Raw genomic sequence first — 25492 nt, forward strand, 5'->3', positions numbered from 1 at the left:
GCCATCATCGTTTTTAATCATGGATGTTTCTCGGGGGTAGGTCGGAATGGCAGAACAAGAAGATGCTAAGCCCGCAAGCGGGCGCTTCAACACAAATGAAGAGACGAAGCGGATCGTATGGACACAGACCGCTGGTCATTGTGAACTGTGCGGTACGGATCTGACGTTCGACTATCGTGCTGGCAAGCCAATGAGATGGGGCGAAGTGGCGCATATTCTGCCCGCCAGTCCCAAAGGCCCTCGGGGACGCGCGGATCATGATGCTGAGGCGCACACTAACGATACCGCTAATCTGATGCTCCTGTGCCCAGGTTGTCATGACAAAATTGATCGTGATGCAGACGGGTATCCTGAAAATGATTTGAGTGGTTTACACCAAGCGTACCTGGAACGCATCCGACTCGCCGCAACGACCCCCGATGGTGGTAGAGCCATTCCTCTCATCGTCCTGAGTCAGCATTTCCAGACGATCAACGACATTCCCGTTCGCGATCTGTTGACTGCGATGTCGGCTGAAGGACTAACGGCCTTCGATCAAGGCATTAAAATCACTTTCCCTGCACCCGGACCGCGAGGTAGGGACGCGACCTATTGGCAGAACATCAAAGACAGTGTCCAGTATGAGTTGGAGCAGCAACTCAAGCGTCGCGGCGGCACCTACGGCGATGCGCCTGCACTAGCTGTAGTGGGCTTGGCCGATATCCCGGCATTGATGATGTTGGGCCAGGGTATCGGCGACCGTTCCAAACGCTTGATCTTCTCCTTCCACCGCGAGCATCGGTTGCGCTGGCCCGATCAGTCCGCTGAGCCGCCCGCTTTTTTGTTTACACCTCCCTCCGACGGCGACGGGCCACTGGCGCTTGTGCTCTCCATTTCTGCGCAAGTCCCGGTTCGCGACGTGACCGACGCTCTGCCCGGTGCACGTATTGCAGAGCTGTCGATCCCAGAACCAAGCTATGCGATGGTACAGAACCGTCGGGTGATTCATGCCTTTCGTGACGCACTTCAAATACGGCTGAGCCAGCTTGAAGCTCTGACTCCTGAACCGATCCACGTCTTCGCCGCTATTCCTGCGGCATTGGCCATCGAGTTTGGTGCGTTGCTCACAACGCAGCATCAACATACGTACCTGATCTTTGATCGGGACAAAGAAAACCAAGATCGGTTTACGCAAACGCTGCAATTGGGCTCGATAGCCCAGGAGGCTAGGTAAATGCTGTTGAGCAACGAACAGACCAAGCGCAACAGTTGGGAATATTTTCTGCTTCGCGCCGCGCGGGAAATCTCGCTGTCGGAAGCGCAGTACCAGAAAATCAATGACCGCTACTCCCAACTGGAAAAAATCCTCTCGGCCTCCGACAACCCGCTCCTCGCTGAGGCCCATATCTTCGTTCAAGGCTCGATGCGGCTGAAAACGACCATCAAGCCAATCCCCGGTGCGCCTGCGGATCTGGACACCATTGATGCGGACGCGATTATCTGGCTCCCTCACGCTCAAGGCGCTAGTGCGAAGGAAGTTCTAGAAGCGATTGAGCAGCGTTTTAGGGAAGGCTCCCGCGTTCAGGAAGAAGTTAAGCAATTACGTCGTGGCATCCGGATTGTTTATGCCGACGAGAATCCAGGCTTCCACATCGATGTCACCCCCGCACGTGCGATCAACGGAAATGGCGAAGCCAACGGCGAGGGTAAACTGGAGGTTCCGGATCGGGTCACAGGGTGGAAAGCAAGCAGCCCTATCCCGTACTCGAATTGGTTACAGGTTGCCTCTGCCCAGGAAATTTCTCTGGAAAGCTTGGTAGTTGCCAAAAGCCAGCGGATGCTCGATGCCGCGACACAAGATCCTTTGCCGCATTATCAGGATTACATCGATCAAGATCCCCTGCGTGCGACCATAAAGCTGCTCAAGCGGCATCGCGATGAATGGGCCATCAACACAAGGAGCGCTGATACTCGCCCCATATCCGCTGTCATAACCACTTTGGCCACTCACGCATACCTGGATGTCGTGAAGGAATCACAGTCGAAGCCTTTGGCTCCGCTCGATGCAATTTTGGAAATCGTTCGTAGAATGCCGCAGCACATCGCGCATAGAGGTAACGATTGCTTTGTCTGCAACCCTGCCGATAACGGCGAAAACTTTGCAGAAAAGTGGAATCGACCAGGCGAGGGGCAAGGCTATCGACAAGCATTTGCCAAGTGGCATGCGGACGCCAGTGCATCCGTATCATTGGGTTTGGAAAGTTTTGAATCCAATGATTCCTTTGCAGAAGCAGTGAAAAAGAATTTCGGTATTGCACCGGCATTCATTTCGGCAGTGAACAATGAGATCCCTGCGAATTGGACCATGCCCGGCCGACCGGATGGCACTACTCGAAACTCTGCTTCGATGGGTTCGCTCTTCGGAGGAGCCAGCGGTGGCGGAACCTCTCAGTCGAGCGTAAAGCCAGTTGGACGCCTTGGCTGATCCTATTACGACGCCATTGCAGCGCGGAATCGCCGCACTGCGAAATACCCTAGGTCAGGATGCTGCCGATGCGTTGCTCCAGCCCGCACCCATGCGGGCTGACGAAGCGGCGTCCTTTCACTTTCCCTTGCCCATCGATTACACGGGCCAGGAGCGGCGACTGCGTATTGGTTTTCCCTCCAACTTCCCCCGTGGGCTTTTGCGACTGAACGTCGAACCCTCTCCGTGGCTGGTCTGGCCGCATGCCACCAAGTCGGGGCTTTGCCTTCATGGCTTTCAGGAACGCCCCATTATGGGCTCCCCGGAGGTCGTTGTAGAGGACAGCCTTAATCGCCTAGCCCAGATCGTTTCGTTGTCCAAGATGGGATCAAGCCAGGCAACGCGCGATATCGAATTTCAGAATGAGATCACTACCTACTGGTCTTTCCAGCACGGTCAGTCATTCCAGAACCTCTTACTTTTGGATCGACCCCAGGCCGCCTCGCAATTGTTTGCGCTCAGCGATCCGCGCCGGGCTGTGCCATCCGGACAGGAAACGGTTTGGCTAGCATCGAACGTAGCTGCACTCAAAGGGCATTACCGACGGGTTGTCGGGCGCTCCGCTGTCATTCGCGCGGCCGAAACTCCCGGTTTTTACGTCAAGCTTCAGACCTATCCGGATATCCGCACCCCGGATCCAGAAGATCTAATGCTGTGGCTAACACCACATCTTCAACCAGACGATGCCGAGCAATTGCTGGCATGGTTTGAGCAGCATGGAACGTTGGCAAATCGATGGATTGTTCTAGAGCTTCCAGGGGGGACGGATGCTCCAACTTATTGCCTCAATGTACGCTCGCTTGGCGTACAGCAGGAGCGGGGGGCAAAGTTTGGCTTGCGTACAGCGCGCCGCAGGCCAGCGATCGCAAATGCACATCTTCCGGCGCTCGTCCGAGCAACTGCCCTGGACGTGCTTGATCGAGCGTCCATTCTGTCCCGCGATAAAAGCGGCACTGCACAGCGCCTTGAAAATGCTCGGGTAGTTTGCGTTGGTGTTGGCTCGCTAGGCAGTGCGGTGGCAATACAGTTGGCACGATCCGGTGTTGGCCACCTTACCCTCATCGATCCTGACACCTTGGTGTCAGCCAATCTGGGAAGGCATGTTCTGGGAGCGGATAGCCTAGGGAGATTGAAAGCGTCAGCGTTGAGGGACAAGATTCTGTTAGATCTCCCGACGACAGAATGCACCGCTTATTCGACATTCGCCGAAGTGGTGATGAGCAGCAAACCAGAAGTGTTCGATAATGCAGATCTGGTGGTGATTACGACAGCAGACTGGCAGTCGGAGGTCACTGTATGGCGAGCCAAATCCAGCGGCGTTCCTTGGGGGGTCTTACAAGCCTGGAGCGAACCGTACACCCAGGTAGGCCATGCGCTATTCGCACCAGCCGGCACCTTTGATGGCCGTCATCTATTCACGGACGTCGGCGATTTCTTGCATAAATTTACAGAGTGGCCGGGAGGGGGTGTGGTTCCATTGCCCGCTTGTGGGGAGAGCTTTATCCCAGGCGGCTCGCTGGGGATGACCAATATCGCCTCTATGGTTTCGCACACGGCCTTACGCGCATTGACCGGCAACATTGCCACTGCATCTTGGGTCAGCAGTATCTACAGGCCTGAAGATGTGCCGAGCCTGGGAGGCCAATACCATGGGCCCGAACTGCCAGATGGGGCGCAGCAAATTTTACTCGAGCGCGGATGGCCGGAAGATAAGGACGAAACGGTATGACGGATATTGCGTGGCGCTGGCGATGGCCGGAAGTTAATTCCGAGCTATTGGTGTCCCAAGCTGTCGCGGACATCTTGAATAGTCATCGGCAGGGCCTTTTTGGCGTGGAGCGAGGGGGACAGTTATTCGTCAATCCGGTTGATCCCAAAGGGTTGCTGCTGGCCTCGGCCACGTTGCCTCATCGCGCTGATCGGTCAGGCTGGTCTTGGCTAGAATTGGATGCGGAGCGATGCCGTCTGGAGATCCAGGCTGCCAACGAACAAGGGTTACGTCTAGTGGGCTATTGGCATACGCATCCCCAATCCATTCCAGTGATATCTCCGGCAGACATCGGAAGTTTTTCCAAATTTGCTGCACGTTACACGCAGGATCTGCCGCACCCCATAGCCGTTATTGTCGGCAAGTCCGAAAAACCAGAAGGTATCAAGGCTTGGTCATTCAGGGACGGCAGATACATTGAGGCAACCTGGGTCGGATGAGCTTCAAGTCCGTGCGGTGGAAGGCGGATCAGCGGTTACCTTTACCCGCTAACATTAGGGCGAAGAGCTCCGCCTGAAAGCGGGCATCATCCAATGCGTTATGGTTGGGTTCGCTGATTGGCTTCAGCGCAGCGGTCATTTTGGATGATTTTGTTTCCTGCCAATTGCAACCTACAGCGCCCATAAAGTAGGCCTTCATGTCGATAGCTGTGAAACCAAAGGGGTTGGTTTCCAAATATTTGTGGAAGTAGTAATTGACGAATGACCAGTCAAACGGTGCGTTTAGCCCTACGAAAATGACCTTCTGCCCCGTTTGGCAGGACGATTTCAGCCATTCACTAAGTGTCAGCATCGCCTCTCGCGGAGCGAGGCCCTCGTGCTCCAGCTTTTCCAGACTCAACCCCGATACTGCCAGTGCTTCTGGATCGTGTTTTGGGCTATCAGGTCGCAGTTCAAGATAGATGGACATTGCAGGTTGGTTTACAAGGCAAGCTCCAATGGAAAGCAGACTGTATTCGCCTGGTATAGGCCCAGACGTCTCGACGTCGACGGAAACATATAGCTCATCAGCGTTCATGTCATATCCTTTTCGTGTAATTGCCTGATCACGCCACCAGCGTATTGCGCGTTCCTTTGGTCAGCTCTGCGCCCGAGCATAATGATGTGTGTCATTCTCTGATGGCTTTGATGAGGGCCAGGCGATCATGAGTGAAACTGAGCGGTGGGTAGCCAAATGCCAGAGTACTGAGGACGGTACTGGCGACATCATCATTGAGCTGCCTCCAGAGTTGCTTGACCAAATGGGGCTAGGTATTGGGGACGATCTGGAGCTAACGGTAGCGAATGGCACAATAGTGCTAACGCCCATGCACAACGTAACATCGGTGCTGCCCATGTTTGCTGGCATCCTGCGACAGGATGTCTATCATGCTTACCGCATGCGTCTGGAGGCCCTTCTTGATATCTCTGTCAATGCTTCGTGTCTGGACATTCACCACATGATAGTAGCTGGATTCCCGGCCAGTCTGGTCCATGTGCTGTGTGATGGTGGGACCCTTAGCAATGAAGAACGCGACAGAATCGTTCAACCCAAAGCGCTCAAAACAAGGTTGGCAGCCAATCAGCTCTTGACGCTGCATGAGAGCGATCGCCTGTTCCGGTTTGCACACATCAGCGCCTTGGCCGAGGTGATCTTCGGTGACAAAGGCAAGGCCAAACAATGGCTTTCCAAGCCCAAAGCCCGTTTTTTGGGTGAAAGCCCATCAGCGATGGTCACTACAACCATTGGCACACATCTAGTCGAAGAAATGCTGATTCAGGTGTCTGAGGGCCTTTCATTCTAGTTCCACCGCAGCCGAGTGGAACCAACCCTAAGTAATTATGCGAGCACAGCACGCATTGCTAAGGCGGCGCGCTCCATTAAAGTCGGGCGCTACAGAATTGAATATTTTTCTCGCCGACCTTCAGATAGCGCGCTGATCCGTGCTGCGTCAAAAGGTAACTGAAAAAATAATGCAGGCTTAATGCTGATGGGCTTACATCGTGCGTTATTAAGCGGCTCGCATGCGCTAGCTGAAAGCCAGCGTTAATTAATTGTTCGCGCCAATTCTGACGGCTACACTCCAACCCCATGAAACGCTACCTGCGGTTTTGTCTTATTTTCTTGATCAGCCTGGCGCTTCCCCTCAGCGGGATGGCGGGGGTGCAGGCACCGACAGAACCGTGCCCGATGAAAGCCACGGGCATGGCGATGATGGACGACATGGGCATGGATTGTTGCAATGACATGAAGAGCCCGACCGAGCATGGGAAACCCTGCAAACCGGGTCAGGAGTGCAAGACGGGCGGGATGCTACAAGTTTCGATCGTCAAGCCGCCCGTGACTCTGTTCAGCCCCGTCGTGCTGGCCTTTTCCAGCGATTCCGTTCCTTTGTCCACCCCATCCGGTGTATGGCGACCGCCCCGCGTCTGATTCCTGTCCGTTATTGAACCTCATCCTGTTTTTAACGGGATGGCATGGCTGTGCGCAGGCCTTTTGAAGCGCTCAGCGGATCATCGCAGGAATCGCAAACATGAACCCCAAGTGCTTTTGCACAGGTTGGTCCCTAGTGGCCGGTCTGGCGGCAAGCGTACTGGCCTTGCCGAGCTTCGCTACCTCGCTGACGCTCGAAGAGGCCTTGCGGCTGGCCGAAAACACCGCGCCGTCGCTGTCTGCACAGGATGCAAAGATTCAGGCTGCCAGCAGTGCGGCCATTCCAGCGGGTGAGCTACCTGACCCGAAGCTGCTCGCTGGTCTGCAGAACTATCCCATCGGCGGCCCAGATCGCTGGAGCGTCAATGATGACTTCATGACCATGCAAATGGTCGGGGTCAGGCAAGACATGCCCAATAGTGACAAGCGCAGGGCGCGGATCGAGGTTGCGAACGCAGGGGTTGAGCGTGCCGCTGCCGAGCGTCAGGTCGAACGCCTGAACGTGCGCCAAGCCACGGCGCTGGCTTGGATCAGCAGCTATTCAATAGAGCGCAAAGACGCGCTGTTCCAGGACTTCTACAAGGAGAACCGCTTGCTGAGCGACACCGTCCGCGCGCAAATTGCCGGCGGTCGCGCACAACCGGCCGATGCCGTGACACCGAAGCAGGAAGCGGCGCAACTGGCCGAGCAGCAAGACGATCTGATACGCCAGCGTGCTCAAGCGCGCGCGGCGCTGAAACGCTGGGTTGGTCCGGCCGCCAACGCAACGCCGGCGGGAAGTCTTCCGCAGTGGCCGATCGATACGTCAGGCTTGCCCCATAAACTGCAACATCATCCCGAGCTGGCCGCGTACGGGCCGATGACCCGTGAAGCGCAAGCCAAGGTGCGCGAGGCGCAGGCGGAGAAAAAGTCCGACTTGAGTTGGGAGGTGGATTATCAGCACCGTGATCGGCAGTTCGGCGACATGGTCAGCGTGCAACTTTCCTGGGATCTGCCGTTGTTTCCGCAGACCCGGCAAAACCCAAAAATTGCCGCACGAGAAGCCGAAGTCAACCAACTCGAATCCGAGCGCGAAGCCTTGTCACGCGAGCATACCGAGCAACTGGAAAGTGTACTGGCTGACTATGAACGGCTCAATCGTGCGGTCCAGCGCAATGCGCAAAGTCTGCTGCCGCTGGCCAAAGAAAAAGTCGAACTCAGCATGGCCAGCTACCGCGCCGGTAAAGGCGATTTGAATGCGGTTGTCGCCGCCCGACGTGAACTCATCGAGGCTCGCCTCAAACAAGTCGAAGTGGAGGAACAGCGAGCACTGATCAATGCACGACTGTATTTTGCGTATGGAGAGGTCAGCCAATGAGCCTTAAAAAGAGTGGGGTTTTGCTGGCAGGCGTTGCAATGGCAGTGGGCATCGCCGGTGGTTACTGGCTAGCACTTCAACGCGTCAGCGAAGTACGGGGCGCTTCGCCTGAGCAAAATCAAAACGCACCAAATGAACGCAAAGCCATGTACTGGTATGACCCGATGTACCCCCAACAGAAGTTCGACAAACCGGGTAAATCGCCGTTCATGGACATGCAGCTGGTTCCGCAATACGCCAGTGGCGGCAACGATCAAGCGACGATCAGCATCGATCCGAGCGTGGCGCAGAATCTCGGTCTGCGCTCGGCGATGGTCAGCCGTGGAGTGTTTGCATCCAGCCTTGATGTGAGTGGCATCCTCGGCTTTAACGAACGGGATGTTGCGGTTATCCAGGCTCGTACTCCAGGCTTTGTAGAGCGGGTCTACGCCCATGCACCCGGTGATCTGCTCAAAGCCAATGCGGCGCTGGCGGATATTCTGGTGCCCGAGTGGGCGGCGGCTCAGACTGAGTTCCTGGCCCTGAAAAATAACGGTGATCACGACTTGCTCGCCGCTGCGCGGCAGCGCTTACTGCTTAGTGGAATGCCGCCGGGAGTGATTGCCCAGGTCGAACGTAGCGGTAAGGTCCAACCTTATCTGACTTTGACCAGCCCGATTGGCGGGGTGCTGCAAGAGCTCAACCTGCGCATAGGCATGACCGTCGCGGCAGGCGAGACACTGGCGCGAGTCAATGGTCTGAGCAGTGTCTGGCTGGCGGTGTCCGTTCCTGAATCCGACGCGGGTACCATCGCCGAGGGGCAAAAGGTCGAGGCGCAGTTGCCGGCCTTCCCTGCGACCAAGGTCAATGGCACTGTCAGCACAATTCTGCCGGACACCAATGCGGACAGCCGCACCCTGCGCGTACGGGTCGAACTACCCAATCCAGACGGTCGCCTAAAGCCCGGTTTGACGGCGCAAGTGCGCTTGAGCAGCTCAACTGAGCAGGGTGTGTTGTGGGTGCCGAGCGAGGCCGTCATTCGCACCGGTCGACGTGCCTTGGTGATGCTAGCCGAAGATGCTGGCCGATATCGCCCCGTTGAAGTGCAGCTCGGGCAGGAAAGCAGTGGCAAGACAGTAATTGTTAAAGGTCTGGATGAAGGTCAGAAGGTAGTTACCTCGGGCCAATTTCTGCTCGATTCGGAGGCCAGTTTAAAGGGTATCGTGGCCAGTTCAGCAGACGTACCACCCCGTATCGCAGCAGCCTCAGGTCTGCATGAGGCGGACGGGCAGATCGTCGAAATCGACGATAAAGAAGTCACACTCGCCCACGGCCCCTTCAAGACACTGGGCATGCCGGGCATGACGATGACGTTTCCACTTGCCAATCCTACCCTGATTCAGGGTCTGAAAACGGGCGACAAGGTTCGGGTCGCGGTGAGCCAAACCGACGATGGATTGCGTGTCGAACGTCTAGATAAAACGGGAGGTCAGCCATGATCGCTGCCCTCATCCGTTGGTCTGTTGCCAACCGCTTTTTGGTGCTGTTGGCGACACTTTTCGTCACAGCTTGGGGCATCTGGTCAGTTCAGAACACACCCATCGATGCACTACCGGATCTCTCCGATGTACAGGTGATCATCCGTACCCCTTATCCGGGACAAGCACCGCAGATTGTCGAGAATCAGGTCACCTATCCGCTGGCCACCACCATGCTTTCAGTACCTGGAGCCAAGACCGTGCGCGGGTATTCCTTCTTCGGCGACAGCTTTGTTTACGTGCTGTTCGAAGATGGTACCGACTTGTACTGGGCTCGCTCTCGGGTGCTGGAGTATTTGAGTCAAATACAAAGCCGGTTGCCAGCCAGCGCAAAGCCCGCATTGGGGCCGGACGCAACGGGAGTGGGCTGGATCTATCAGTACGCACTGGTGGATCGCACTGGTGGGCACGATCTCGCGCAACTTCGTGCGCTTCAAGATTGGTTCCTGAAGTTTGAACTCAAGACGCTGCCCAATGTTGCGGAAGTGGCCACCGTGGGCGGCATGGTCAAGCAATACCAAGTACAGCTCGATCCGCTCAAGATGGCCAATCTCGGGATCACTCAGGCACAGGTGACTGAAGCCATCGGCAAGGCCAATCAGGAAACCGGTGGTGCTGTGCTGGAAATGGCCGAAACCGAGTTTATCGTGCGAGCTTCGGGTTATCTAAAGACACTCAACGATTTTCGGACGATCCCGTTGAAGTTGGAATCAGGCGGTGTGCCTGTAAGCCTTGGCGATGTCGCCACGATTCAGCTTGGGCCGGAAATGAGACGAGGCATCACTGAACTTGACGGGGAAGGCGAGACCGTCGGTGGCGTAGTGATTTTGCGCAGCGGTAAGAATGCTCGCGAGACCATTACGGCGGTGAAGAGCAAACTGGATGAGTTGAAAAGCAGTCTCCCAGCAGGCGTAGAAATCGTAACAACCTACGATCGCAGCAAGCTGATCGACCGCGCAATAGACAACCTCAGTTACAAGCTGCTGGAAGAGTTCATCGTCGTTGCCCTGGTGTGCGGGATCTTCCTCTGGCACCTGCGCTCATCCTTGGTGGCAATCATTTCGCTACCTGTGGGGGTGTTGATTGCATTCATTGTCATGCGATATCAGGGCATCAACGCCAACATCATGTCCTTGGGTGGGATCGCTATCGCTATCGGTGCCATGGTCGATGCCGCAGTGGTGATGATTGAAAATGCACACAAGAAAATAGAATTCTGGCACACCTCTCATCCTGGGCAGGAGTTGAAGGGTGAGCAGCATTGGCATGTGATGACCGATGCAGCGGCCGAGGTCGGCCCCGCGCTTTTCTTTTGTCTGTTGATCATCACGCTGTCGTTCATTCCGGTGTTCACATTGGAGGCTCAGGAAGGAAGATTGTTTGGCCCACTGGCGTTTACCAAGACCTACGCCATGGCGGCAGCGGCGGGATTGTCGGTGACGTTGGTGCCGGTGCTGATGGGTTATTGGATTCGGGGACGAATTCCGAGTGAGCAACATAACCCTTTAAACCGCTGGTTGATACGGATCTACCAACCCGCGTTGGACGCAGTTCTGCGCCGTCCGAAAACTACTCTGCTGGTGGCGCTGTTGGTATTTGTCAGTGCGCTATGGCCAATGTTTCGCTTGGGTGGGGAGTTCCTTCCACCACTGGACGAAGGGGATCTGCTCTACATGCCTTCAGCCCTGCCGGGGTTGTCGGTGCAGAAGGCTGCACAACTGCTGCAACAGACCGATCGCCTAATCAAAACAGTCCCTGAAGTTGAACACGTTTTCGGCAAGGCCGGTCGTGCTGAGACCGCTACTGATCCAGCGCCGTTGGAAATGTTTGAAACCACGATTCAGTTCAAACCGCATGAGCAATGGCGCCCAGGCATGACCCAGGAAAAATTGGTGGAGGAGCTGGACCGCGTGGTACGCGTGCCTGGCTTGACCAATATTTGGATACCCCCGATTCGCAACCGCATCGACATGCTGGCCACAGGGATCAAAAGTCCCATCGGGGTGAAAGTTGCCGGCACTAACCTGACGGAAATCGATTCGGTCACCCAGGCGGTTGAAAAGGCAGCCAAAAATGTGCCCGGTGTCAGCTCCGCGTTGGCCGAGCGCCTGACCGGTGGCCGCTACATCGATGTGGATATCGATCGTAATGCAGCCGCCCGCTACGGCATGAATATCGCTGATGTGCAGTCCATCGTGGCTGGTGCTATCGGAGGCGAAAATATCGGGGAGACCATTGAGGGGCTCGCACGTTTTCCGATCAGCGTCCGTTATCCGCGAGAGTGGCGTGACTCACCGGGAGCCTTGGAACAATTGCCCATTTACACATCGTCAGGCATCCAGATCACCCTCGGTACTGTGGCAAAAATAAAAATCACTGACGGTCCACCAATGCTCAAGAGCGAGAACGCGCGGCCTTCGGGCTGGGTATACATCGATGTGCGTGGTCGGGACATTGCCTCCGTGGTCGCCGATCTTCGTCAGGTCGTCAATCAACAGGTCAAGTTGCAGCCTGGTATGAGCCTGAGCTACTCGGGGCAGTTCGAGTTTCTCGAAAGAGCTAACGCACGACTAAAGCTGGTCGTACCGGCCACGCTATTGATCATCTTCGTGCTGCTTTACCTGACATTTGCTCGATTCGATGAGGCCCTGTTGATCATGGCCACACTCCCTTTTGCTCTCACCGGAGGGGCATGGTTCCTCTATTTGCTCGGTTTCAATCTGTCGGTGGCAACGGGGGTCGGCTTCATCGCACTGGCCGGGGTTTCTGCAGAGTTCGGCGTGATCATGCTGCTCTACCTGAAGAATGCTTGGGCTGAACGTGTGGACCTTGGCGATAACTCTGAACATGCACTAGTGGCGTCGATTCGTGAAGGCGCTGTGCAGCGGGTGCGTCCCAAAGCTATGACTGTGGCTGTCATCATCGCGGGCCTGTTGCCCATACTGTTGGGCAGTGGTACCGGCAGCGAAGTGATGAGCCGAATTGCCGCGCCAATGGTCGGCGGCATGGTAACTGCGCCCTTGCTTTCCCTGTTTGTCATCCCGGCGGCCTATCGCTTAATGCGTCGTCGAAATCTACCTAGCAAACCCGTAACTCTGAAAGGAAATGTCGTATGAAACTGACCCTTATTACAGTTGCCAGCACTGCGGTTGTGCTCTCTTTCGCTGCCCATGCACAAGACACGTCAGCAATGAAAATGGACGGTATGGAAGGCATGGAAATGAAGCAGGAATCAAAGCAGATGGCTGTCGCCGATGCCGAGGGCACGATCAAGGCCATTGATCCTGCGAAGCATACCGTGACACTCGCTCACGGTGCCGTCCCAGCTGTTCAATGGCCGCCGATGACCATGGCCTTTTCCGTGTCGGATGACCAATTGGCAGGGTTGAAGGTAGGAGATCGTGTGTCATTCACCTTTCGGGTCGAAGGAGGTAAAGGAACGATTGTTTCCATAAAAAAATGAGTTACTAATGCTGTCGGTTACCTGCACGCATCGTCACGCTGGTAACCGCGCTGTTCCAAGCGAAGCTCACGGATCTAACGCGACATTCTAAAGGGCTGAAAACCCGGCAAGTGGCAGCCCTTCAAACACGATTCTTTACGGGGCAGCAAAGAAAGACATGAACTACAAAGTGAGGGTTGCGACATCTGATGACGCATCTGCCGTCCAGGCCATCTATGCGCCAATGGTTTTGGACACAGTCATCTCGTTCGAGTTGATACCACCGACGGTTGATGAGATGGCAGCACGAATAGCCGCAACACTGCAGATATATCCCTTTCTGGTAGCAGAGGTAGAAGGCAAGGTCGTTGGATACGCTTACGCAGGTCAGCATCGAGCCAGGGAAGCTTATCGCTGGTCGGTAGACGTCACCGTCTATATCGACCCTGCGGTACACAGAAAAGGACTTGGTCGTGCGCTTTATCAGCGACTTCTACCGCTCCTCGAAAAACAGGGGTTTCATGCAGCCTATGCCGGCATTGCCTTACCTAACGCAGGAAGCATAGGTATCCATGAAGCGCTCGGATTTACCCACATCGGCACCTACCCCGAAGTTGGGTACAAGCACAGCCAGTGGCATAGCGTGGGCTACTGGCGCAAACCGCTGTGTGCGGTGACGCCGCCTAAAGAAATCATCCCGTTCATTGAGGTAGAGGGAGTGTAAAGGTGAAGGGTGAGATGACATTGCTGCTATTCGTCGGCATTGAAACCAGGCGGTTCACTTGGAGCTATGCTGATTGATGATTCTCGTTCGAGTCGGTGTATTGATCGACTGGAGGAACGGATGAATTTGGCTGATTTTATCTCAGTGCTTTCCGCAGGTGAGGAAATAGGCGGGTGCCAACTCGCCAATTCAGATGCTGTGGCACTCGCCAATCTGCATTTTCCTTTCCGTGCCTATTGTCTTGTTTCTGAATGGGCGATATTGGACCTCGACGTCACAACGTCTCAGCGGCAAGCGATCGTCGATAGAGAGCTAATCCCTGCTCTGGTTTACGCTTTAACCGTTATCCAAGACAGCAGAGGCCGCTTCCAACCTGGCGATTGGGTCAGAACAACGTTGGGGGTTTCCTTCACTCACGCGTGCTTATTTGAGACGAAAAATACGGTTTATGTGCTTATGGGCGCCGGCCGTAGGGTGAGCACAGACCTAAACATCGCATTGAGCTTGTGTTGAAGGCCTCAGCTTATGCGATCCCCCTTCATGACTGCTTACATTAACTGTTCGTGTCAAACTATGTTGTGAAAAGCCGGACCCTGTATTTGAAGCTCAGTCCATCTGTGTCAGTCTATATTGCTGTTGTCTCTACCCCGAGTCGTCGTACAGACCCCGATTTACGCGAGGTGCTGTGTCAAACTATGTTGTTGTTAACCACCCCTTTTGGGTACGCCAGTAAGGCTTACTCCACCGTCACCGACTTCGCCAAGTTGCGCGGCTGGTCAACGTCGGTGCCCTTGAGCACGGCGACGTAGTACGACAGCAACTGCAGCGGGATGGTGTAGAGGATCGGCGACAGGGTGTCGTGGATGTGCGGCATGTTGATGACGTGGGTGCCTTCACCGTTGGTCATTCCGGCCTTCTCGTCAGCGAAGACGATCAGTTGGCCGCCACGGGCGCGTACTTCCTGCAGGTTGGACTTGAGCTTCTCCAGCAGTTCGTTGTTCGGCGCCACGGTGACCACTGGCATGTCGTCATCCACCAGGGCCAACGGGCCGTGCTTCAGCTCGCCGGCCGGGTAGGCTTCGGCGTGGATGTACGAGATTTCCTTGAGTTTCAGCGAGCCTTCCATCGCCACCGGGTACTGCGCACCACGGCCGAGGAACAGGGTGTGGTTCTTGTCGGCGAACAGCTCGGCGACTTTTTCCACGGTGCCGTCCATGGCCAAGGCTTCGCCCAGGCGGGTCGGCAGGCGGCGCAGTTCTTCCACCAGAGTGGCTTCGACACCGTCGGCGAGGGTGCCGCGTACTTGGCCCAGTGACAGGGTCAGCAGCAACAGGCCCACCAGTTGGGTGGTGAAAGCCTTGGTGGAGGCGACACCGATTTCACGACCGGCCTGGGTCAGCAGGGTCAGGTCGGATTCACGCACCAGGGAGCTGATGCTGACGTTGCAGATCGCCAGGCTGCCGAGGAAGCCCAGTTCCTTGGCGTTGCGCAGGGCGGCCAGGGTGTCGGCGGTTTCGCCGGACTGGGAAATGGTCACGAACAGGGTGTCGGGCTGCACCACCACCTTGCGATAGCGGAACTCGCTGGCGACTTCGACCTGGCATGGGATGCCGGCCAGTTCTTCCAACCAGTAACGCGCCACCATACCGGCGTGGTAGCTGGTGCCGCAGGCGACGATCTGCACATTGCGCACTTTGGCGAACAGTTCAGCGGCTTGCGGGCCGAAAGCATTCACCAACACTTGGTTCTGGCTCAGGCGACCTTCCAGGGTGCGCTGTACCACGGACGGCTGCTCGTGGATTTCCTTGAGCATGAAGTGGCGGAACTCGCCCTTGTCGGCGGCTTCGGCACCGTCGCGGTATTGCACGGCTTCACGTTCCACGGACTGACCGTTCACGTCCCAGATCTGCACGCTTTCACGGCGGATGTCGGCAATGTCGCCTTCTTCCAGGTACATGAAGCGGTCGGTCACTTGGCGCAGGGCCAGTTGGTCGGACGCAAGGAAGTTCTCACCCAGGCCCAGGCCAATTACCAATGGGCTACCGCTGCGGGCGGCCACGACGCGGTCAGGCTGGCTCGCGCTGATCACGGCCAGGCCGTAGGCGCCGTGCAGCTCTTTGACCGTGGCCTTGAGGGCGGTGGTCAGGTCGCTGTGGTCCTTGAGCTTGTGGTTGAGCAGGTGGGCGATCACTTCGGTGTCAGTGTCCGAGGTGAAGACGTAGCCCAGGCCCTTGAGTTGTTCACGCAGCACTTCATGGTTTTCGATGATGCCGTTGTGCACCACCGCCAGGTCGCCCGAGAAGTGCGGGTGAGCGTTACGCTCGCACGGAGCACCGTGGGTGGCCCAACGGGTGTGGGCGATCCCTAAGCGACCTACCAGTGGCTCACCGGCCAGGGCCTGGTCCAACTCGCTGACCTTGCCCGGGCGGCGCATGCGCTCCAGCTTGCCGGCGTTAGTGAAGACGGCCACACCGGCGCTATCGTAGCCGCGGTATTCGAGGCGCTTGAGGCCTTCGATCAGGATGGCAGTAACGTTACGTTCGGCGACTGCGCCAACAATTCCACACATGGTGCTTCTCCTAGATGATTGCCGCGCATATCAGCGTAATGCCGCGGGCTTGGATCTGGTCGCGGGCCTCGAGCGGCAGGCGATCATCGGTAATAAGGGTATGGACGCTGCTCCAGGGCAGTTCCAGGTTGGGAATCTTGCGGCCGATCTTGTCGGATTCGACCATCACCACCACTTCACGGGCGACCTCGGCCATGACGCGGCTCAAGCCCAGCAGTTCGTTGAAGGTGGTGGTGCCGCGCTGTAAATCGATGCCATCGGCACCGATGAACAGCTGGTCAAAGTCGTAAGAACGCAGGACCTGCTCGGCGACCTGGCCCTGGAACGAATCCGAATGCGGGTCCCAGGTGCCCCCGGTCATCAACAGCACCGGTTCGTGTTCCAGTTCGCTCAAGGCGCGGGCCACGTTCAGGGAGTTGGTCATCACCACCAGGCCCGGCTGATGGCCCAGTTCGGGGATCATCGCGGCGGTGGTGCTGCCGCTGTCGATGATGATGCGCGCATGTTCACGCAAACGCTTCACGGCCGCACGGGCGATGGCGCGCTTGTAGACCGAGATGGGCTGGGCAGCGTCACCCACCAGCTCTTGGGGCATAGTGATTGCACCGCCGTAGCGACGCAGGAGCAAGCCGTTACTTTCGAGGGCAGCAAGGTCCTTGCGGATGGTCACTTCCGAAGTTTCGAAATGTTTGGCCAATTCGTCCACGCTGACTTCGCCCTGTTCGTTGAGCAAGGTCAGGATATTGTGGCGTCGTTGGGGGGTGTTTCGTTTCGACATGGTAGTGATAAGTTTCGTTTCGAAAGATAACGAAGGCAATCAAAACCTATTGGTGAAAGATCGTCAAGAGGCGGAAGGCATTTTTGTAGAGCTTTCGGACATGCCACTAAACAACTGTGGGAGCTGGCTTGCCTGCGATAGCGGCGTGTCAGGCGACATCATGATGAATGTCAGACCGCTATCGCAGGCAAGCCAGCTCCCACAGGAGTGAATCTCAACGTATGGAGTTGTGGATAACTCAGGTGTTCTTGATTTTGACCGGGCGTTTCCAGCCGTCGATGTTGCGTTGGCGAGCCCGGGCAACCGCCAGTTGGGACTTATCCACATCCTGGTTGATGGTCGAGCCCGCTGCGGTGTTGGAACCATCGCCGATGGTCACCGGAGCAACCAGCGAGTTATTGGAGCCGATGAACACATCTTCACCAATGGTGGTCTGGTACTTGTTGGCACCGTCATAGTTGCAGGTGATGGTGCCGGCACCGATGTTGGTGCGGGCGCCGATGACGGCATCGCCCAGGTAAGTCAGGTGGCCGACTTTGGCGCCTTCGCCCAGGTGAGCGTTTTTCAGTTCGACAAAGTTCCCCACATGGGCCTTGGCCCCCAGCTCGCTACCCGGACGCAAGCGCGCAAACGGCCCGGCATCGCTGCCCTCGCCCATCACCGCACCGTCGATATGGCTGTTGGCCTTGACCACCACGCCTTTGCGCAAGGTGCTGTCCTTGATCACGCAGTTCGGGCCGATCACCACACCGTCTTCAATGATCACGCGGCCTTCGAGGATCACATTGATATCGATCAGGATGTCGCGGCCCACCGTGACTTCGCCACGTACATCGAAACGCGCCGGGTCTCGCAGGGTCACACCCTGGGCCATCAGGCGCAGGCCTTCGCGCAGTTGATAGTGACGTTCCAGCTCTGCCAGTTGTTTGCGGTCGTTGGCGCCCTGCACTTCCATCGGATGGTGGGGCTGCTCGGTGGCGACCAGCAGGCCATCGCTGACGGCCATCTCGATGACGTCGGTGAGGTAATACTCGCCCTGGGCGTTGTTGTTGGACAGGCGGCTCATCCAATCGGCGAGCTTGTTGGCAGGCACCGCGAGAATGCCGGTGTTGCCTTCAGTAATCGCGCGCTGGGCTTCGCTGGCATCTTTGTGTTCAACGATGGCAGCCACCTTGCCGTCGGCGTTGCGCACAATGCGGCCGTAGCCCGTAGGGTCGTCCAGCTCCACGGTCAGCAGGCCCATCTGGCCAGGCACCACGTGCTTGAGCAGGCGTTGTAAGGTTTCCACTTCAATCAGCGGTACATCGCCGTAGAGGATCAATACCGTGTCCGCGGTGATGAAAGGCACAGCCTGCGCGGTCGCGTGGCCGGTGCCCAGTTGCTTGTCTTGCAATACGAAATTCAGGTCGTCCGCGGCCAGACGCTCACGGACCACATCGGCACCGTGGCCAATCACCACATGAATACGTTGTGGGTCCAGTTGCCGGGCGCTGTGGATAACATGACCCAGCATGGAATTGCCCGCGACCGGGTGCAGCACCTTGGGCAGGGCCGAACGCATACGAGTGCCCTGGCCTGCGGCGAGAATGACGATTTCAAGAGACATGAATGGCTACCAATCCTGGGCGGTCCGGGTTCAGACCAAAGAAGTGTTTTGCAAAAAAGAAAAAGGGTAGCCGAGGCTACCCTTTTTAATCAATCACGCATCAAGCAAAACGGCGTGGCCGCTTACTTCTTGCGGATCTGCTGGAGAGTACGCAGCTGGGCTGCGGCCTCGGCCAGACGGACTGCAGCAGCGCTGTAGTCGAAGTCTGCGCCTTTTTCGTTCAGCGCCTTCTCGGCAGCCTTGACGGCTTCCTGAGCGGAGGCTTCATCCAGGTCGCCAGCACGTTGCACGGTGTCGGCAAGTACCTTGACCATGTTCGGCTGAACCTCGAGGAAACCACCGGAGATGTAAAAAACCTCACGTTCCCCGCCTTGCTTGGTCAGAGTGATCGGACCTGGCTTCAAGCTTGTGATCAGCGGGGCGTGACCCATGGCGATACCAAGATCACCCAAGTCGCCGTGCGCTGTTACAAACTCGACCAGACCGGAGAAAATTTCCCCTTCCGCGCTGACGATATCGCAATGGACTGTCATAGCCATCTGATTGCCTCAACCTGATGAGCGCCCGTTTCCGGGCGCCAGGATTACAGTTTCTTGGCTTTCTCGATCGCTTCTTCGATGCCGCCGACCATGTAGAACGCTTGTTCTGGCAGGTGGTCGTAGTCACCGTTGAGGATGCCTTTGAAGCCAGCAATGGTGTCTTTCAGGGAAACGTATTTACCCGAAGCACCGGTGAAGACTTCAGCCACGAAGAACGGCTGCGACAAGAAACGCTGGATCTTACGAGCACGGTTTACCAACTGCTTGTCGGCTTCCGACAGCTCGTCCATACCCAGGATCGCAATGATGTCCTTCAGTTCTTTGTAACGCTGCAGCACGTACTGAACGCCGCGAGCGGTGTCGTAGTGCTCCTGGCCGATCACGTTCGGGTCCAGCTGGCGCGAAGTCGAGTCGAGTGGATCGACCGCTGGGTAGATACCCAGGGAAGCGATGTCACGGGACAGAACGACGGTGGCGTCCAAGTGGGCGAAGGTGGTAGCTGGCGACGGGTCGGTCAAGTCATCCGCAGGTACGTATACCGCTTGGATCGAAGTGATCGAACCTTCCTTGGTCGAAGTGATACGTTCTTGCAGAACGCCCATCTCTTCAGCCAGGGTCGGCTGGTAACCTACTGCAGAAGGCATACGGCCCAGCAGTGCGGATACTTCAGTACCGGCCAGGGTGTAACGGTAGATGTTGTCGACGAACAGCAGAACGTCGTTACCTTCGTCACGGAATTTCTCGGCCATGGTCAGGCCAGTCAGGGCTACGCGCAGACGGTTTCCCGGCGGCTCGTTCATCTGACCGTAAACCAGTGCCACTTTGTCCAGAACGTTGGAGTCCTTCATCTCGTGGTAGAAGTCGTTACCCTCACGAGTACGCTCACCCACACCTGCGAACACGGAATAACCGCTGTGCTCGATGGCGATGTTACGGATCAGTTCCATCATGTTTACGGTCTTGCCTACACCGGCACCACCGAACAGACCGACTTTACCGCCTTTGGCGAACGGGCAAACCAGGTCGATAACCTTGATGCCGGTTTCCAGCAGGTCGTTGCCGCCCGCTTGTTCTGCGAACGAAGGTGCTGCGCGGTGAATGCCCCAGCGCTCTTCGGTGGCAATCGGGCCAGCTTCGTCGATCGGGTTGCCCAGTACGTCCATGATCCGGCCCAGGGTCGCTTTACCGACCGGTACGGAGATGGCAGCGCCAGTGTCGACAACGTCCAGACCGCGCTTCAAGCCTTCGGTGGAACCCATCGCAATGGTACGAACTACGCCGTCGCCCAGCTGCTGCTGAACTTCCAGGGTAGTTTCCGCGCCTTGTACTTTCAGCGCGTTGTAGATGCTCGGTACGCTGTCGCGTGGAAATTCCACGTCGATAACGGCGCCGATGATTTGAACGATACGTCCGCTACTCATAGCTGGATCCTCTGAATATTTGAACCGTTAAACCGCGGCAGCGCCGCCGACGATTTCCGAGATCTCTTGGGTGATCGCAGCCTGACGCGCCTTGTTGTAGATCAGCTGCAAATCGCTGATCAGATCACCGGCGTTATCGGTAGCGTTTTTCATCGCGATCATCCGCGCCGCTTGTTCAGCTGCGTTGTTCTCGACCACCGCCTGGTACACCTGCGACTCCACGTAGCGCACCATCAAGCCGTCAAGCAGCTCTTTGGCGTCTGGTTCGTAGAGGTAGTCCCAGTGGTGCTTGAGTTCCTGATCCGGGGTTGCCACCAGTGGAATCAATTGCTCCACGGTTGGCTGCTGGGTCATGGTGTTGATGAACTTGTTGGATACCACGGACAGGCGGTCAATCCGGCCTTCCAGGTACGCATCCAGCATCACCTTCACACTGCCGATCAAATCATTGATCGACGGCTCTTCACCCAGGTGGCTGATAGCTGCAACGACGTTACCGCCGAAGTTGCGGAAAAAGGCCGCACCCTTGCTACCAACAACACACAGATCGATCTCGACGCCGTTTTCGCGGTTTACCGCCATGTCCTTGACCAGGGCCTTGAACAGGTTGGTATTCAGACCACCGCACAAACCACGGTCACTGCTCACTACCACATAACCTGCACGCTTGACGGCGCGCTCGATCATGAACGGGTGGCGGTATTCCGGGTTGGCGTTGGCCAGATGCCCAATTACCTGGCGGATACGCTCCGCATAAGGACGGCTAGCAGCCATGCGCATTTGTGCCTTGCGCATTTTGCTGACCGCCACTTTTTCCATGGCGCTGGTAATTTTTTGCGTGCTTTTGATGCTCGCAATCTTACTGCGAATCTCTTTTGCGCCTGCCATGTAACACCTATCAGGTTAGCAAGCGGAAGCCTTGCGGCTCCCGCTGCGGCTTACCAGGTTTGGGTGGCCTTGAACTTCTCGATACCGGCTTTCATGCCAGCGTCGATATCGTCATTGAAGTCACCCTTCACGTTGATCTTCGCCATCAATTCGGCGTGATCGCGGTTGAAGTAAGCAATCAGCGCTTGTTCAAAGCTGCCGACCTTGGCGATTTCAACGTCGGTCAGGAACCCACGCTCAGCGGCATACAGCGACAACGCCATGTCAGCGATCGACATTGGGGCGTATTGCTTCTGCTTCATCAGCTCGGTAACGCGCTGACCATGCTCAAGTTGCTTACGGGTCGCTTCGTCCAGGTCAGAAGCGAACTGGGCGAATGCCGCCAGTTCACGGTACTGAGCCAGAGCGGTACGGATACCACCGGAGAGCTTCTTGATGATCTTGGTCTGAGCGGCACCACCCACACGGGATACCGAAACACCGGCGTTCACTGCAGGGCGGATGCCCGAGTTGAACATGGCCGATTCCAGGAAGATCTGACCGTCGGTGATGGAAATCACGTTGGTCGGAACGAACGCGGAAACGTCGCCAGCCTGGGTTTCGATGATCGGCAGTGCGGTCAGGGAACCGGTTTTGCCGGTCACTGCGCCGTTGGTGAACTTCTCTACGTATTCTTCCGAAACGCGGGATGCGCGCTCCAGCAGACGGGAGTGGAGATAGAACACGTCGCCTGGGTAAGCTTCACGGCCTGGTGGACGGCGCAGCAGCAGGGAAATCTGGCGATAAGCCACTGCTTGCTTGGACAGATCGTCATAAACGATCAGCGCGTCTTCACCGCGGTCGCGGAAGAATTCACCCATGGTGCAGCCGGAGTACGGTGCCAGGAATTGCAGCGCAGGAGATTCCGAAGCACTGGCAGCCACGATGATCGTGTTGGCCAGGGCGCCGTTTTCTTCCAGCTTGCGAACTACGTTGGCGATGGTCGATTGCTTCTGACCGATGGCTACGTAGACGCAGAAAATGCCGCTGTCTTTCTGGTTGATGATCGCGTCGATCGCCAGAGCGGTTTTACCGATCTGACGGTCACCGATGATCAGCTCACGCTGGCCACGGCCGACCGGGATCATGGCATCGACAGCCTTGTAGCCAGTCTGTACAGGCTGGTCTACCGACTTACGCCAGATCACGCCTGGAGCAACTTTCTCGACCGCGTCGGTCTCGGTGTTGCCCAGTGGACCTTTACCGTCAACAGGGTTACCCAGTGCGTCGACTACGCGACCCAGCAGTTCCTTACCAACCGGAACTTCCAGGATGCGGCCTGTGCACTTGGCGCTCATGCCTTCAGCCAGACTGGTGTACGCGCCCAATACAACGGCACCTACGGAGTCTTGCTCCAGGTTGAGGGCCATACCGTAGACGCCGCCCGGAAACTCGATCATCTCGCCGTACATGACGTCGGCCAGACCGTGAATCCGCACGATGCCGTCAGATACGCTGACGACAGTGCCTTCGTTACGGGCTTGGGAGGTCACATCGAGCTTGTCGATGCGGCCCTTGATAATTTCACTTATTTCGGAAGGATTGAGTTGCTGCATTGCTCTGCTGCCCCTTCAAACTCAAGATTTCAATGCTTCGGCAAGTTTCGCGATTTTGCCGCGAATCGAGCCATCGATAACCAGGTCGCCGGCACGGATAACAACACCACCAATAAGCGATGCGTCCTCCGAAGCTTGCAGGCGCACTTCCCGATTGAGTCGTGCACTGAGAACCTTGGCGAGTTTGTCTTGCTGTTCTTGGTTCAATGCGAAAGCACTGGTCACTTCAACGTCTACCGATTTCTCTGCTTCGGCCTTGTACAGGTCGAACAGAGCGGCGATCTCCGGCAATAGCGGGAGACGGTCGTTTTCGGCAATGACGTGGATGAAGTTCTGCACCTTCACATCAAACTTGTCGCCGCACACTTCAATAAAAGTGGCGGCCTTGTCTGCGCTCGTCAGGCGCGGGGCCTTGAGCACGCGCTGCATGGTGTCGTCTTGCGACACTGCTGCAGCCAGGCCGAGCATGGCTGACCAAGAGGCCAGCTGCTGGTGGGCCTGGGCGTGCTCGAAGGCTGCCTTAGCGTAAGGTCGGGCCAACGTGGTCAGTTCTGCCATGATCGCCCTCGCTTAAATTTCAGCAGCCAGTTTGTTAACCAGCTCCGCGTGCGCGTTTTGATCGATTGTGGCACCGAGGATCTTCTCGGCACCGCCAACGGCCAGAGCACCCAGTTGGGCACGCAGCGCGTCTTTGACACCGTTCAGTTCCTGTTCGATCTCGGCATGAGCCGAAGCCTTCACACGGTCAGCTTCGACGCGGGCTTTTTCAACAGCCTCTTCGACGATCTGGTTACCGCGTTTCTTGGCTTGCTCAATGATCTCGGCTGCCTGTGCTTTAGCTTCGCGCAGTTGCTGACCCACTTTCTCGTGGGCCAACTCCAGGTCGCGAGCTGCACGGCTGGCAGCGTCCAAACCATCCGCGATCTTCTTCTGACGTTCGTGCAAAGCCGCGATGACCGGAGGCCACACGAACTTCATGCAAAACACTACAAAAATGAAGAACGCAACGGATTGGCCAATCAGGGTTGCATTAATGTTCACGCCAACACCTCGCTCATTCGTTGTCCATCACCCCAATCACTCGAAAATTCGAGTGATTAGCCAGCGAGTTGACCAACGAAGGGGTTCGCGAAGGTGAAGAACAGTGCGATACCAACGCCGATCATGGTCACGGCGTCGAGCAGGCCGGCGACGATGAACATTTTAACTTGCAGCATTGGGACCATTTCTGGCTGACGCGCTGCGCCTTCCAGGAATTTGCCGCCCAGCAGGCCGAAACCAATGGCAGTACCCAGGGCGCCCAGGCCGATCAACAGTGCAACAGCGATAGCGGTTAGACCAACTACAGTTTCCATCTTTCCTCCCGACTTTTACGTCGTATGGTTTAGGTTTTTTAGATTTTAAAGCGGTAAAACAAATCGTTTCATAGCCCTGTTGGGCCACCTTCCCGTTTGACCGGGAAGGACATCAGACTAGTCGAGACTGGTCTTAATGGTTCTCTTCGTGCGCCATCGACAGGTAGACGATGGTCAGCATCATGAAGATGAAGGCCTGCAGGGTAATGATCAGGATGTGGAACACAGCCCACGCCCACTGCAGAACTACGCCCAGGCCGCTAAGCCAGAGCAGGCCGCTGCCGAACATCACAGCGATCAGAATGAACACCAACTCGCCGGCATACATGTTGCCGAACAGTCGCAGAGCCAGGGAAATCGGCTTGGCGATCAGGGTGACGAATTCCAGCAGGAAGTTCACCGGGATCAGCAGGGCTTGAACGAAGATGTTCTTGCTGCCGAACGGGTGCAGGGTCAATTCGCCGATGAAGCCGCCGATGCCCTTGACCTTGATGCTGTAGAAAATGATCAGCGCGAATACCGACAGAGCCATGCCCAGTGTGGCGTTCGGGTCAGTGGTGGATACGGCGCGGAATGGAATGTGCGGGTCGCCGGAGATCGCCATGGCCAACTGAGGAATCCAGTCCACCGGGATCAGGTCGACGGCGTTCATCAGGAACACCCAGACGAAGATGGTCAGTGCCAGCGGTGCAATCACCGGGCTACGGCCATGGAAGCTGTCTTTCACGCTGCCATCGACGAATTCGACCAATACTTCAACGAAGTTCTGCAAAGCACCTGGCTGACCCGAAGTCGCCTTCTTTGCCGCCATGCGGAAAATCAGGACGAAGATCAGACCCAATGCGACCGACCAACCCAGAGTATCCAGGTGGAAAGCCCAGAAACCCATTTCTTTGGCTTCTGCTGCGGTGTGGGCAAAGCCCCAGCCGCCATTAGGAAGCTGACCGAAGGTCAGGTTCTGCAAGTGGTGCTGGATATAGCCCGAAGCGGTTGTTTCTGCCATGGTTGCCTCAAACGC

At 56.6% G+C, this 25492-nt stretch carries 24 protein-coding genes; 12 read left to right on the forward strand and 12 right to left on the reverse strand.

The window, feature by feature from the left end; translation table 11 throughout:
• Window positions 1–46 precede the first annotated feature (46 nt).
• From AB4P90_RS29585 to AB4P90_RS29600, 4 genes are read left to right on the forward strand one after another with little or no spacing between them, the layout of a single operon-like run.
• Window positions 47–1213, forward strand: a complete 1167-nt coding sequence (locus tag AB4P90_RS29585) for an SAVED domain-containing protein (protein ID WP_034115613.1) — start codon at window positions 47–49, stop codon at window positions 1211–1213.
• Entirely contained in the window at window positions 1214–2464 is a 1251-nt protein-coding gene (locus tag AB4P90_RS29590) for a nucleotidyltransferase (protein WP_041476534.1), read from the forward strand. It abuts the gene before it with no gap.
• Window positions 2448–4232: a HesA/MoeB/ThiF family protein gene (locus AB4P90_RS29595; RefSeq protein ID WP_395605569.1), complete on the forward strand. Its 1785-nt coding sequence runs from the start codon at window positions 2448–2450 to the stop codon at window positions 4230–4232. Before AB4P90_RS29590 ends, AB4P90_RS29595 begins: the two co-directional genes overlap by 17 nt.
• The gene (locus tag AB4P90_RS29600) at window positions 4229–4711 is read left to right on the forward strand and encodes a Mov34/MPN/PAD-1 family protein (RefSeq protein WP_019816998.1); all 483 of its coding nucleotides are present in this window, start codon (window positions 4229–4231) and stop codon (window positions 4709–4711) included. Before AB4P90_RS29595 ends, AB4P90_RS29600 begins: the two co-directional genes overlap by 4 nt.
• A 28-nt stretch (window positions 4712–4739) precedes the next feature.
• On the opposite strand, the gene AB4P90_RS29605 is transcribed toward AB4P90_RS29600, so the two are convergent.
• Window positions 4740–5288, reverse strand: a complete 549-nt coding sequence (locus tag AB4P90_RS29605; protein ID WP_019816999.1) for a 3'-5' exonuclease — start codon at window positions 5286–5288, stop codon at window positions 4740–4742.
• Between the two features lie 127 nt (window positions 5289–5415).
• On the opposite strand from AB4P90_RS29605, the gene AB4P90_RS29610 reads away from it, so the two are divergent.
• The 8 genes from AB4P90_RS29610 (at window position 5416) to AB4P90_RS29645 (ending at window position 14236) form a co-directional block, all read left to right on the forward strand.
• A complete protein-coding gene (locus tag AB4P90_RS29610) occupies window positions 5416–6054 on the forward strand; it encodes an antitoxin Xre/MbcA/ParS toxin-binding domain-containing protein (RefSeq protein ID WP_080758811.1) in 639 nt (212 codons plus the stop codon).
• A gap of 287 nt (window positions 6055–6341) precedes the next feature.
• Window positions 6342–6683, forward strand: coding sequence for a hypothetical protein (locus AB4P90_RS29615; protein ID WP_034115510.1), 342 nt, complete (start codon window positions 6342–6344; stop codon window positions 6681–6683).
• 100 nt (window positions 6684–6783) lie between these two features.
• Entirely contained in the window at window positions 6784–8040 is a 1257-nt protein-coding gene (locus AB4P90_RS29620; RefSeq protein ID WP_395605570.1) for a TolC family protein, read from the forward strand.
• The gene (locus AB4P90_RS29625) at window positions 8037–9518 is read left to right on the forward strand and encodes an efflux RND transporter periplasmic adaptor subunit (RefSeq protein WP_198834853.1); all 1482 of its coding nucleotides are present in this window, start codon (window positions 8037–8039) and stop codon (window positions 9516–9518) included. The genes AB4P90_RS29620 and AB4P90_RS29625 overlap by 4 nt, the downstream gene beginning before the upstream one ends.
• The gene (locus AB4P90_RS29630; RefSeq protein WP_054916986.1) at window positions 9515–12673 is read left to right on the forward strand and encodes an efflux RND transporter permease subunit; all 3159 of its coding nucleotides are present in this window, start codon (window positions 9515–9517) and stop codon (window positions 12671–12673) included. The genes AB4P90_RS29625 and AB4P90_RS29630 overlap by 4 nt, the downstream gene beginning before the upstream one ends.
• On the forward strand, window positions 12670–13020 hold the full coding sequence (locus AB4P90_RS29635) for a copper-binding protein (protein ID WP_054916984.1): 351 nt from the start codon (window positions 12670–12672) through the stop codon (window positions 13018–13020). Before AB4P90_RS29630 ends, AB4P90_RS29635 begins: the two co-directional genes overlap by 4 nt.
• Before the next feature lie 157 nt (window positions 13021–13177).
• Entirely contained in the window at window positions 13178–13723 is a 546-nt protein-coding gene (locus AB4P90_RS29640; RefSeq protein WP_034115506.1) for an arsinothricin resistance N-acetyltransferase ArsN1 family B, read from the forward strand.
• A gap of 120 nt (window positions 13724–13843) precedes the next feature.
• Window positions 13844–14236 carry a DUF6957 family protein gene (locus AB4P90_RS29645; protein WP_034115505.1) on the forward strand — a complete coding sequence of 131 codons (393 nt, stop codon included), beginning with the start codon at window positions 13844–13846 and terminating at the stop codon, window positions 14234–14236.
• Window positions 14237–14459: 223 nt separating this feature from the next.
• Here AB4P90_RS29645 and glmS read toward each other — a convergent pair whose 3' ends face one another.
• The 11 genes from glmS to atpB form a co-directional block, all read right to left on the reverse strand.
• Window positions 14460–16292, reverse strand: coding sequence for a glutamine--fructose-6-phosphate transaminase (isomerizing) (gene glmS / locus AB4P90_RS29650; protein ID WP_014720585.1), 1833 nt, complete (start codon window positions 16290–16292; stop codon window positions 14460–14462).
• Between the two features lie 10 nt (window positions 16293–16302).
• Window positions 16303–17070, reverse strand: coding sequence for a DeoR/GlpR family DNA-binding transcription regulator (locus tag AB4P90_RS29655; RefSeq protein ID WP_014720586.1), 768 nt, complete (start codon window positions 17068–17070; stop codon window positions 16303–16305).
• A 238-nt stretch (window positions 17071–17308) separates the two neighbouring features.
• Entirely contained in the window at window positions 17309–18676 is a 1368-nt protein-coding gene (gene glmU / locus AB4P90_RS29660) for a bifunctional UDP-N-acetylglucosamine diphosphorylase/glucosamine-1-phosphate N-acetyltransferase GlmU (RefSeq protein ID WP_166406517.1), read from the reverse strand.
• Between the two features lie 122 nt (window positions 18677–18798).
• Window positions 18799–19215 carry a F0F1 ATP synthase subunit epsilon gene (locus AB4P90_RS29665; protein ID WP_003195825.1) on the reverse strand — a complete coding sequence of 139 codons (417 nt, stop codon included), beginning with the start codon at window positions 19213–19215 and terminating at the stop codon, window positions 18799–18801.
• 44 nt (window positions 19216–19259) lie between these two features.
• Window positions 19260–20636, reverse strand: coding sequence for a F0F1 ATP synthase subunit beta (atpD, locus tag AB4P90_RS29670; RefSeq protein WP_003195827.1), 1377 nt, complete (start codon window positions 20634–20636; stop codon window positions 19260–19262).
• A gap of 27 nt (window positions 20637–20663) precedes the next feature.
• Window positions 20664–21524 carry a F0F1 ATP synthase subunit gamma gene (gene atpG / locus AB4P90_RS29675; RefSeq protein ID WP_005792602.1) on the reverse strand — a complete coding sequence of 287 codons (861 nt, stop codon included), beginning with the start codon at window positions 21522–21524 and terminating at the stop codon, window positions 20664–20666.
• Between the two features lie 50 nt (window positions 21525–21574).
• Window positions 21575–23119, reverse strand: coding sequence for a F0F1 ATP synthase subunit alpha (gene atpA, locus AB4P90_RS29680; RefSeq protein WP_003195831.1), 1545 nt, complete (start codon window positions 23117–23119; stop codon window positions 21575–21577).
• Window positions 23120–23140: 21 nt separating this feature from the next.
• Window positions 23141–23677, reverse strand: a complete 537-nt coding sequence (locus tag AB4P90_RS29685) for a F0F1 ATP synthase subunit delta (protein ID WP_003195833.1) — start codon at window positions 23675–23677, stop codon at window positions 23141–23143.
• 12 nt (window positions 23678–23689) lie between these two features.
• Window positions 23690–24160 carry a F0F1 ATP synthase subunit B gene (locus AB4P90_RS29690; protein WP_003195835.1) on the reverse strand — a complete coding sequence of 157 codons (471 nt, stop codon included), beginning with the start codon at window positions 24158–24160 and terminating at the stop codon, window positions 23690–23692.
• A 56-nt stretch (window positions 24161–24216) separates the two neighbouring features.
• On the reverse strand, window positions 24217–24474 hold the full coding sequence (gene atpE, locus AB4P90_RS29695) for a F0F1 ATP synthase subunit C (protein ID WP_002555987.1): 258 nt from the start codon (window positions 24472–24474) through the stop codon (window positions 24217–24219).
• Between the two features lie 133 nt (window positions 24475–24607).
• Window positions 24608–25477 carry a F0F1 ATP synthase subunit A gene (gene atpB / locus AB4P90_RS29700; protein WP_003195886.1) on the reverse strand — a complete coding sequence of 290 codons (870 nt, stop codon included), beginning with the start codon at window positions 25475–25477 and terminating at the stop codon, window positions 24608–24610.
• Between the last annotated feature and the right edge of the window lie 15 nt (window positions 25478–25492).

The sequence above is a fragment of the Pseudomonas sp. B16120 genome (genome assembly GCF_044218845.1).
GTDB classification, from domain to species: Bacteria; Pseudomonadota; Gammaproteobacteria; order Pseudomonadales; family Pseudomonadaceae; genus Aquipseudomonas; species Aquipseudomonas paracarnis.

Excerpts from the sequence above, each read along its gene's own strand:
- AB4P90_RS29585 (WP_034115613.1), top strand. The coding sequence starts at position 47 with ATGGCAGAACAAGAAGATGCTAAGCCCGCAAGCGGGCGCTTCAACACA.
- AB4P90_RS29590 (WP_041476534.1), top strand. The coding sequence starts at position 1,214 with ATGCTGTTGAGCAACGAACAGACCAAGCGCAACAGTTGGGAATATTTT.
- AB4P90_RS29600 (WP_019816998.1), top strand. The coding sequence starts at position 4,229 with ATGACGGATATTGCGTGGCGCTGGCGATGGCCGGAAGTTAATTCCGAG.
- AB4P90_RS29605 (WP_019816999.1), bottom strand. The coding sequence starts at position 5,288 with ATGAACGCTGATGAGCTATATGTTTCCGTCGACGTCGAGACGTCTGGG.
- AB4P90_RS29610 (WP_080758811.1), top strand. The coding sequence starts at position 5,416 with ATGAGTGAAACTGAGCGGTGGGTAGCCAAATGCCAGAGTACTGAGGAC.
- AB4P90_RS29615 (WP_034115510.1), top strand. The coding sequence starts at position 6,342 with ATGAAACGCTACCTGCGGTTTTGTCTTATTTTCTTGATCAGCCTGGCG.
- AB4P90_RS29620 (WP_395605570.1), top strand. The coding sequence starts at position 6,784 with ATGAACCCCAAGTGCTTTTGCACAGGTTGGTCCCTAGTGGCCGGTCTG.
- AB4P90_RS29625 (WP_198834853.1), top strand. The coding sequence starts at position 8,037 with ATGAGCCTTAAAAAGAGTGGGGTTTTGCTGGCAGGCGTTGCAATGGCA.
- AB4P90_RS29630 (WP_054916986.1), top strand. The coding sequence starts at position 9,515 with ATGATCGCTGCCCTCATCCGTTGGTCTGTTGCCAACCGCTTTTTGGTG.
- AB4P90_RS29635 (WP_054916984.1), top strand. The coding sequence starts at position 12,670 with ATGAAACTGACCCTTATTACAGTTGCCAGCACTGCGGTTGTGCTCTCT.
- AB4P90_RS29640 (WP_034115506.1), top strand. The coding sequence starts at position 13,178 with ATGAACTACAAAGTGAGGGTTGCGACATCTGATGACGCATCTGCCGTC.
- AB4P90_RS29645 (WP_034115505.1), top strand. The coding sequence starts at position 13,844 with ATGAATTTGGCTGATTTTATCTCAGTGCTTTCCGCAGGTGAGGAAATA.
- glmS (WP_014720585.1), bottom strand. The coding sequence starts at position 16,292 with ATGTGTGGAATTGTTGGCGCAGTCGCCGAACGTAACGTTACTGCCATC.
- AB4P90_RS29655 (WP_014720586.1), bottom strand. The coding sequence starts at position 17,070 with ATGTCGAAACGAAACACCCCCCAACGACGCCACAATATCCTGACCTTG.
- glmU (WP_166406517.1), bottom strand. The coding sequence starts at position 18,676 with ATGTCTCTTGAAATCGTCATTCTCGCCGCAGGCCAGGGCACTCGTATG.
- AB4P90_RS29665 (WP_003195825.1), bottom strand. The coding sequence starts at position 19,215 with ATGGCTATGACAGTCCATTGCGATATCGTCAGCGCGGAAGGGGAAATT.
- atpD (WP_003195827.1), bottom strand. The coding sequence starts at position 20,636 with ATGAGTAGCGGACGTATCGTTCAAATCATCGGCGCCGTTATCGACGTG.
- atpG (WP_005792602.1), bottom strand. The coding sequence starts at position 21,524 with ATGGCAGGCGCAAAAGAGATTCGCAGTAAGATTGCGAGCATCAAAAGC.
- atpA (WP_003195831.1), bottom strand. The coding sequence starts at position 23,119 with ATGCAGCAACTCAATCCTTCCGAAATAAGTGAAATTATCAAGGGCCGC.
- AB4P90_RS29685 (WP_003195833.1), bottom strand. The coding sequence starts at position 23,677 with ATGGCAGAACTGACCACGTTGGCCCGACCTTACGCTAAGGCAGCCTTC.
- atpE (WP_002555987.1), bottom strand. The coding sequence starts at position 24,474 with ATGGAAACTGTAGTTGGTCTAACCGCTATCGCTGTTGCACTGTTGATC.
- atpB (WP_003195886.1), bottom strand. The coding sequence starts at position 25,477 with ATGGCAGAAACAACCGCTTCGGGCTATATCCAGCACCACTTGCAGAAC.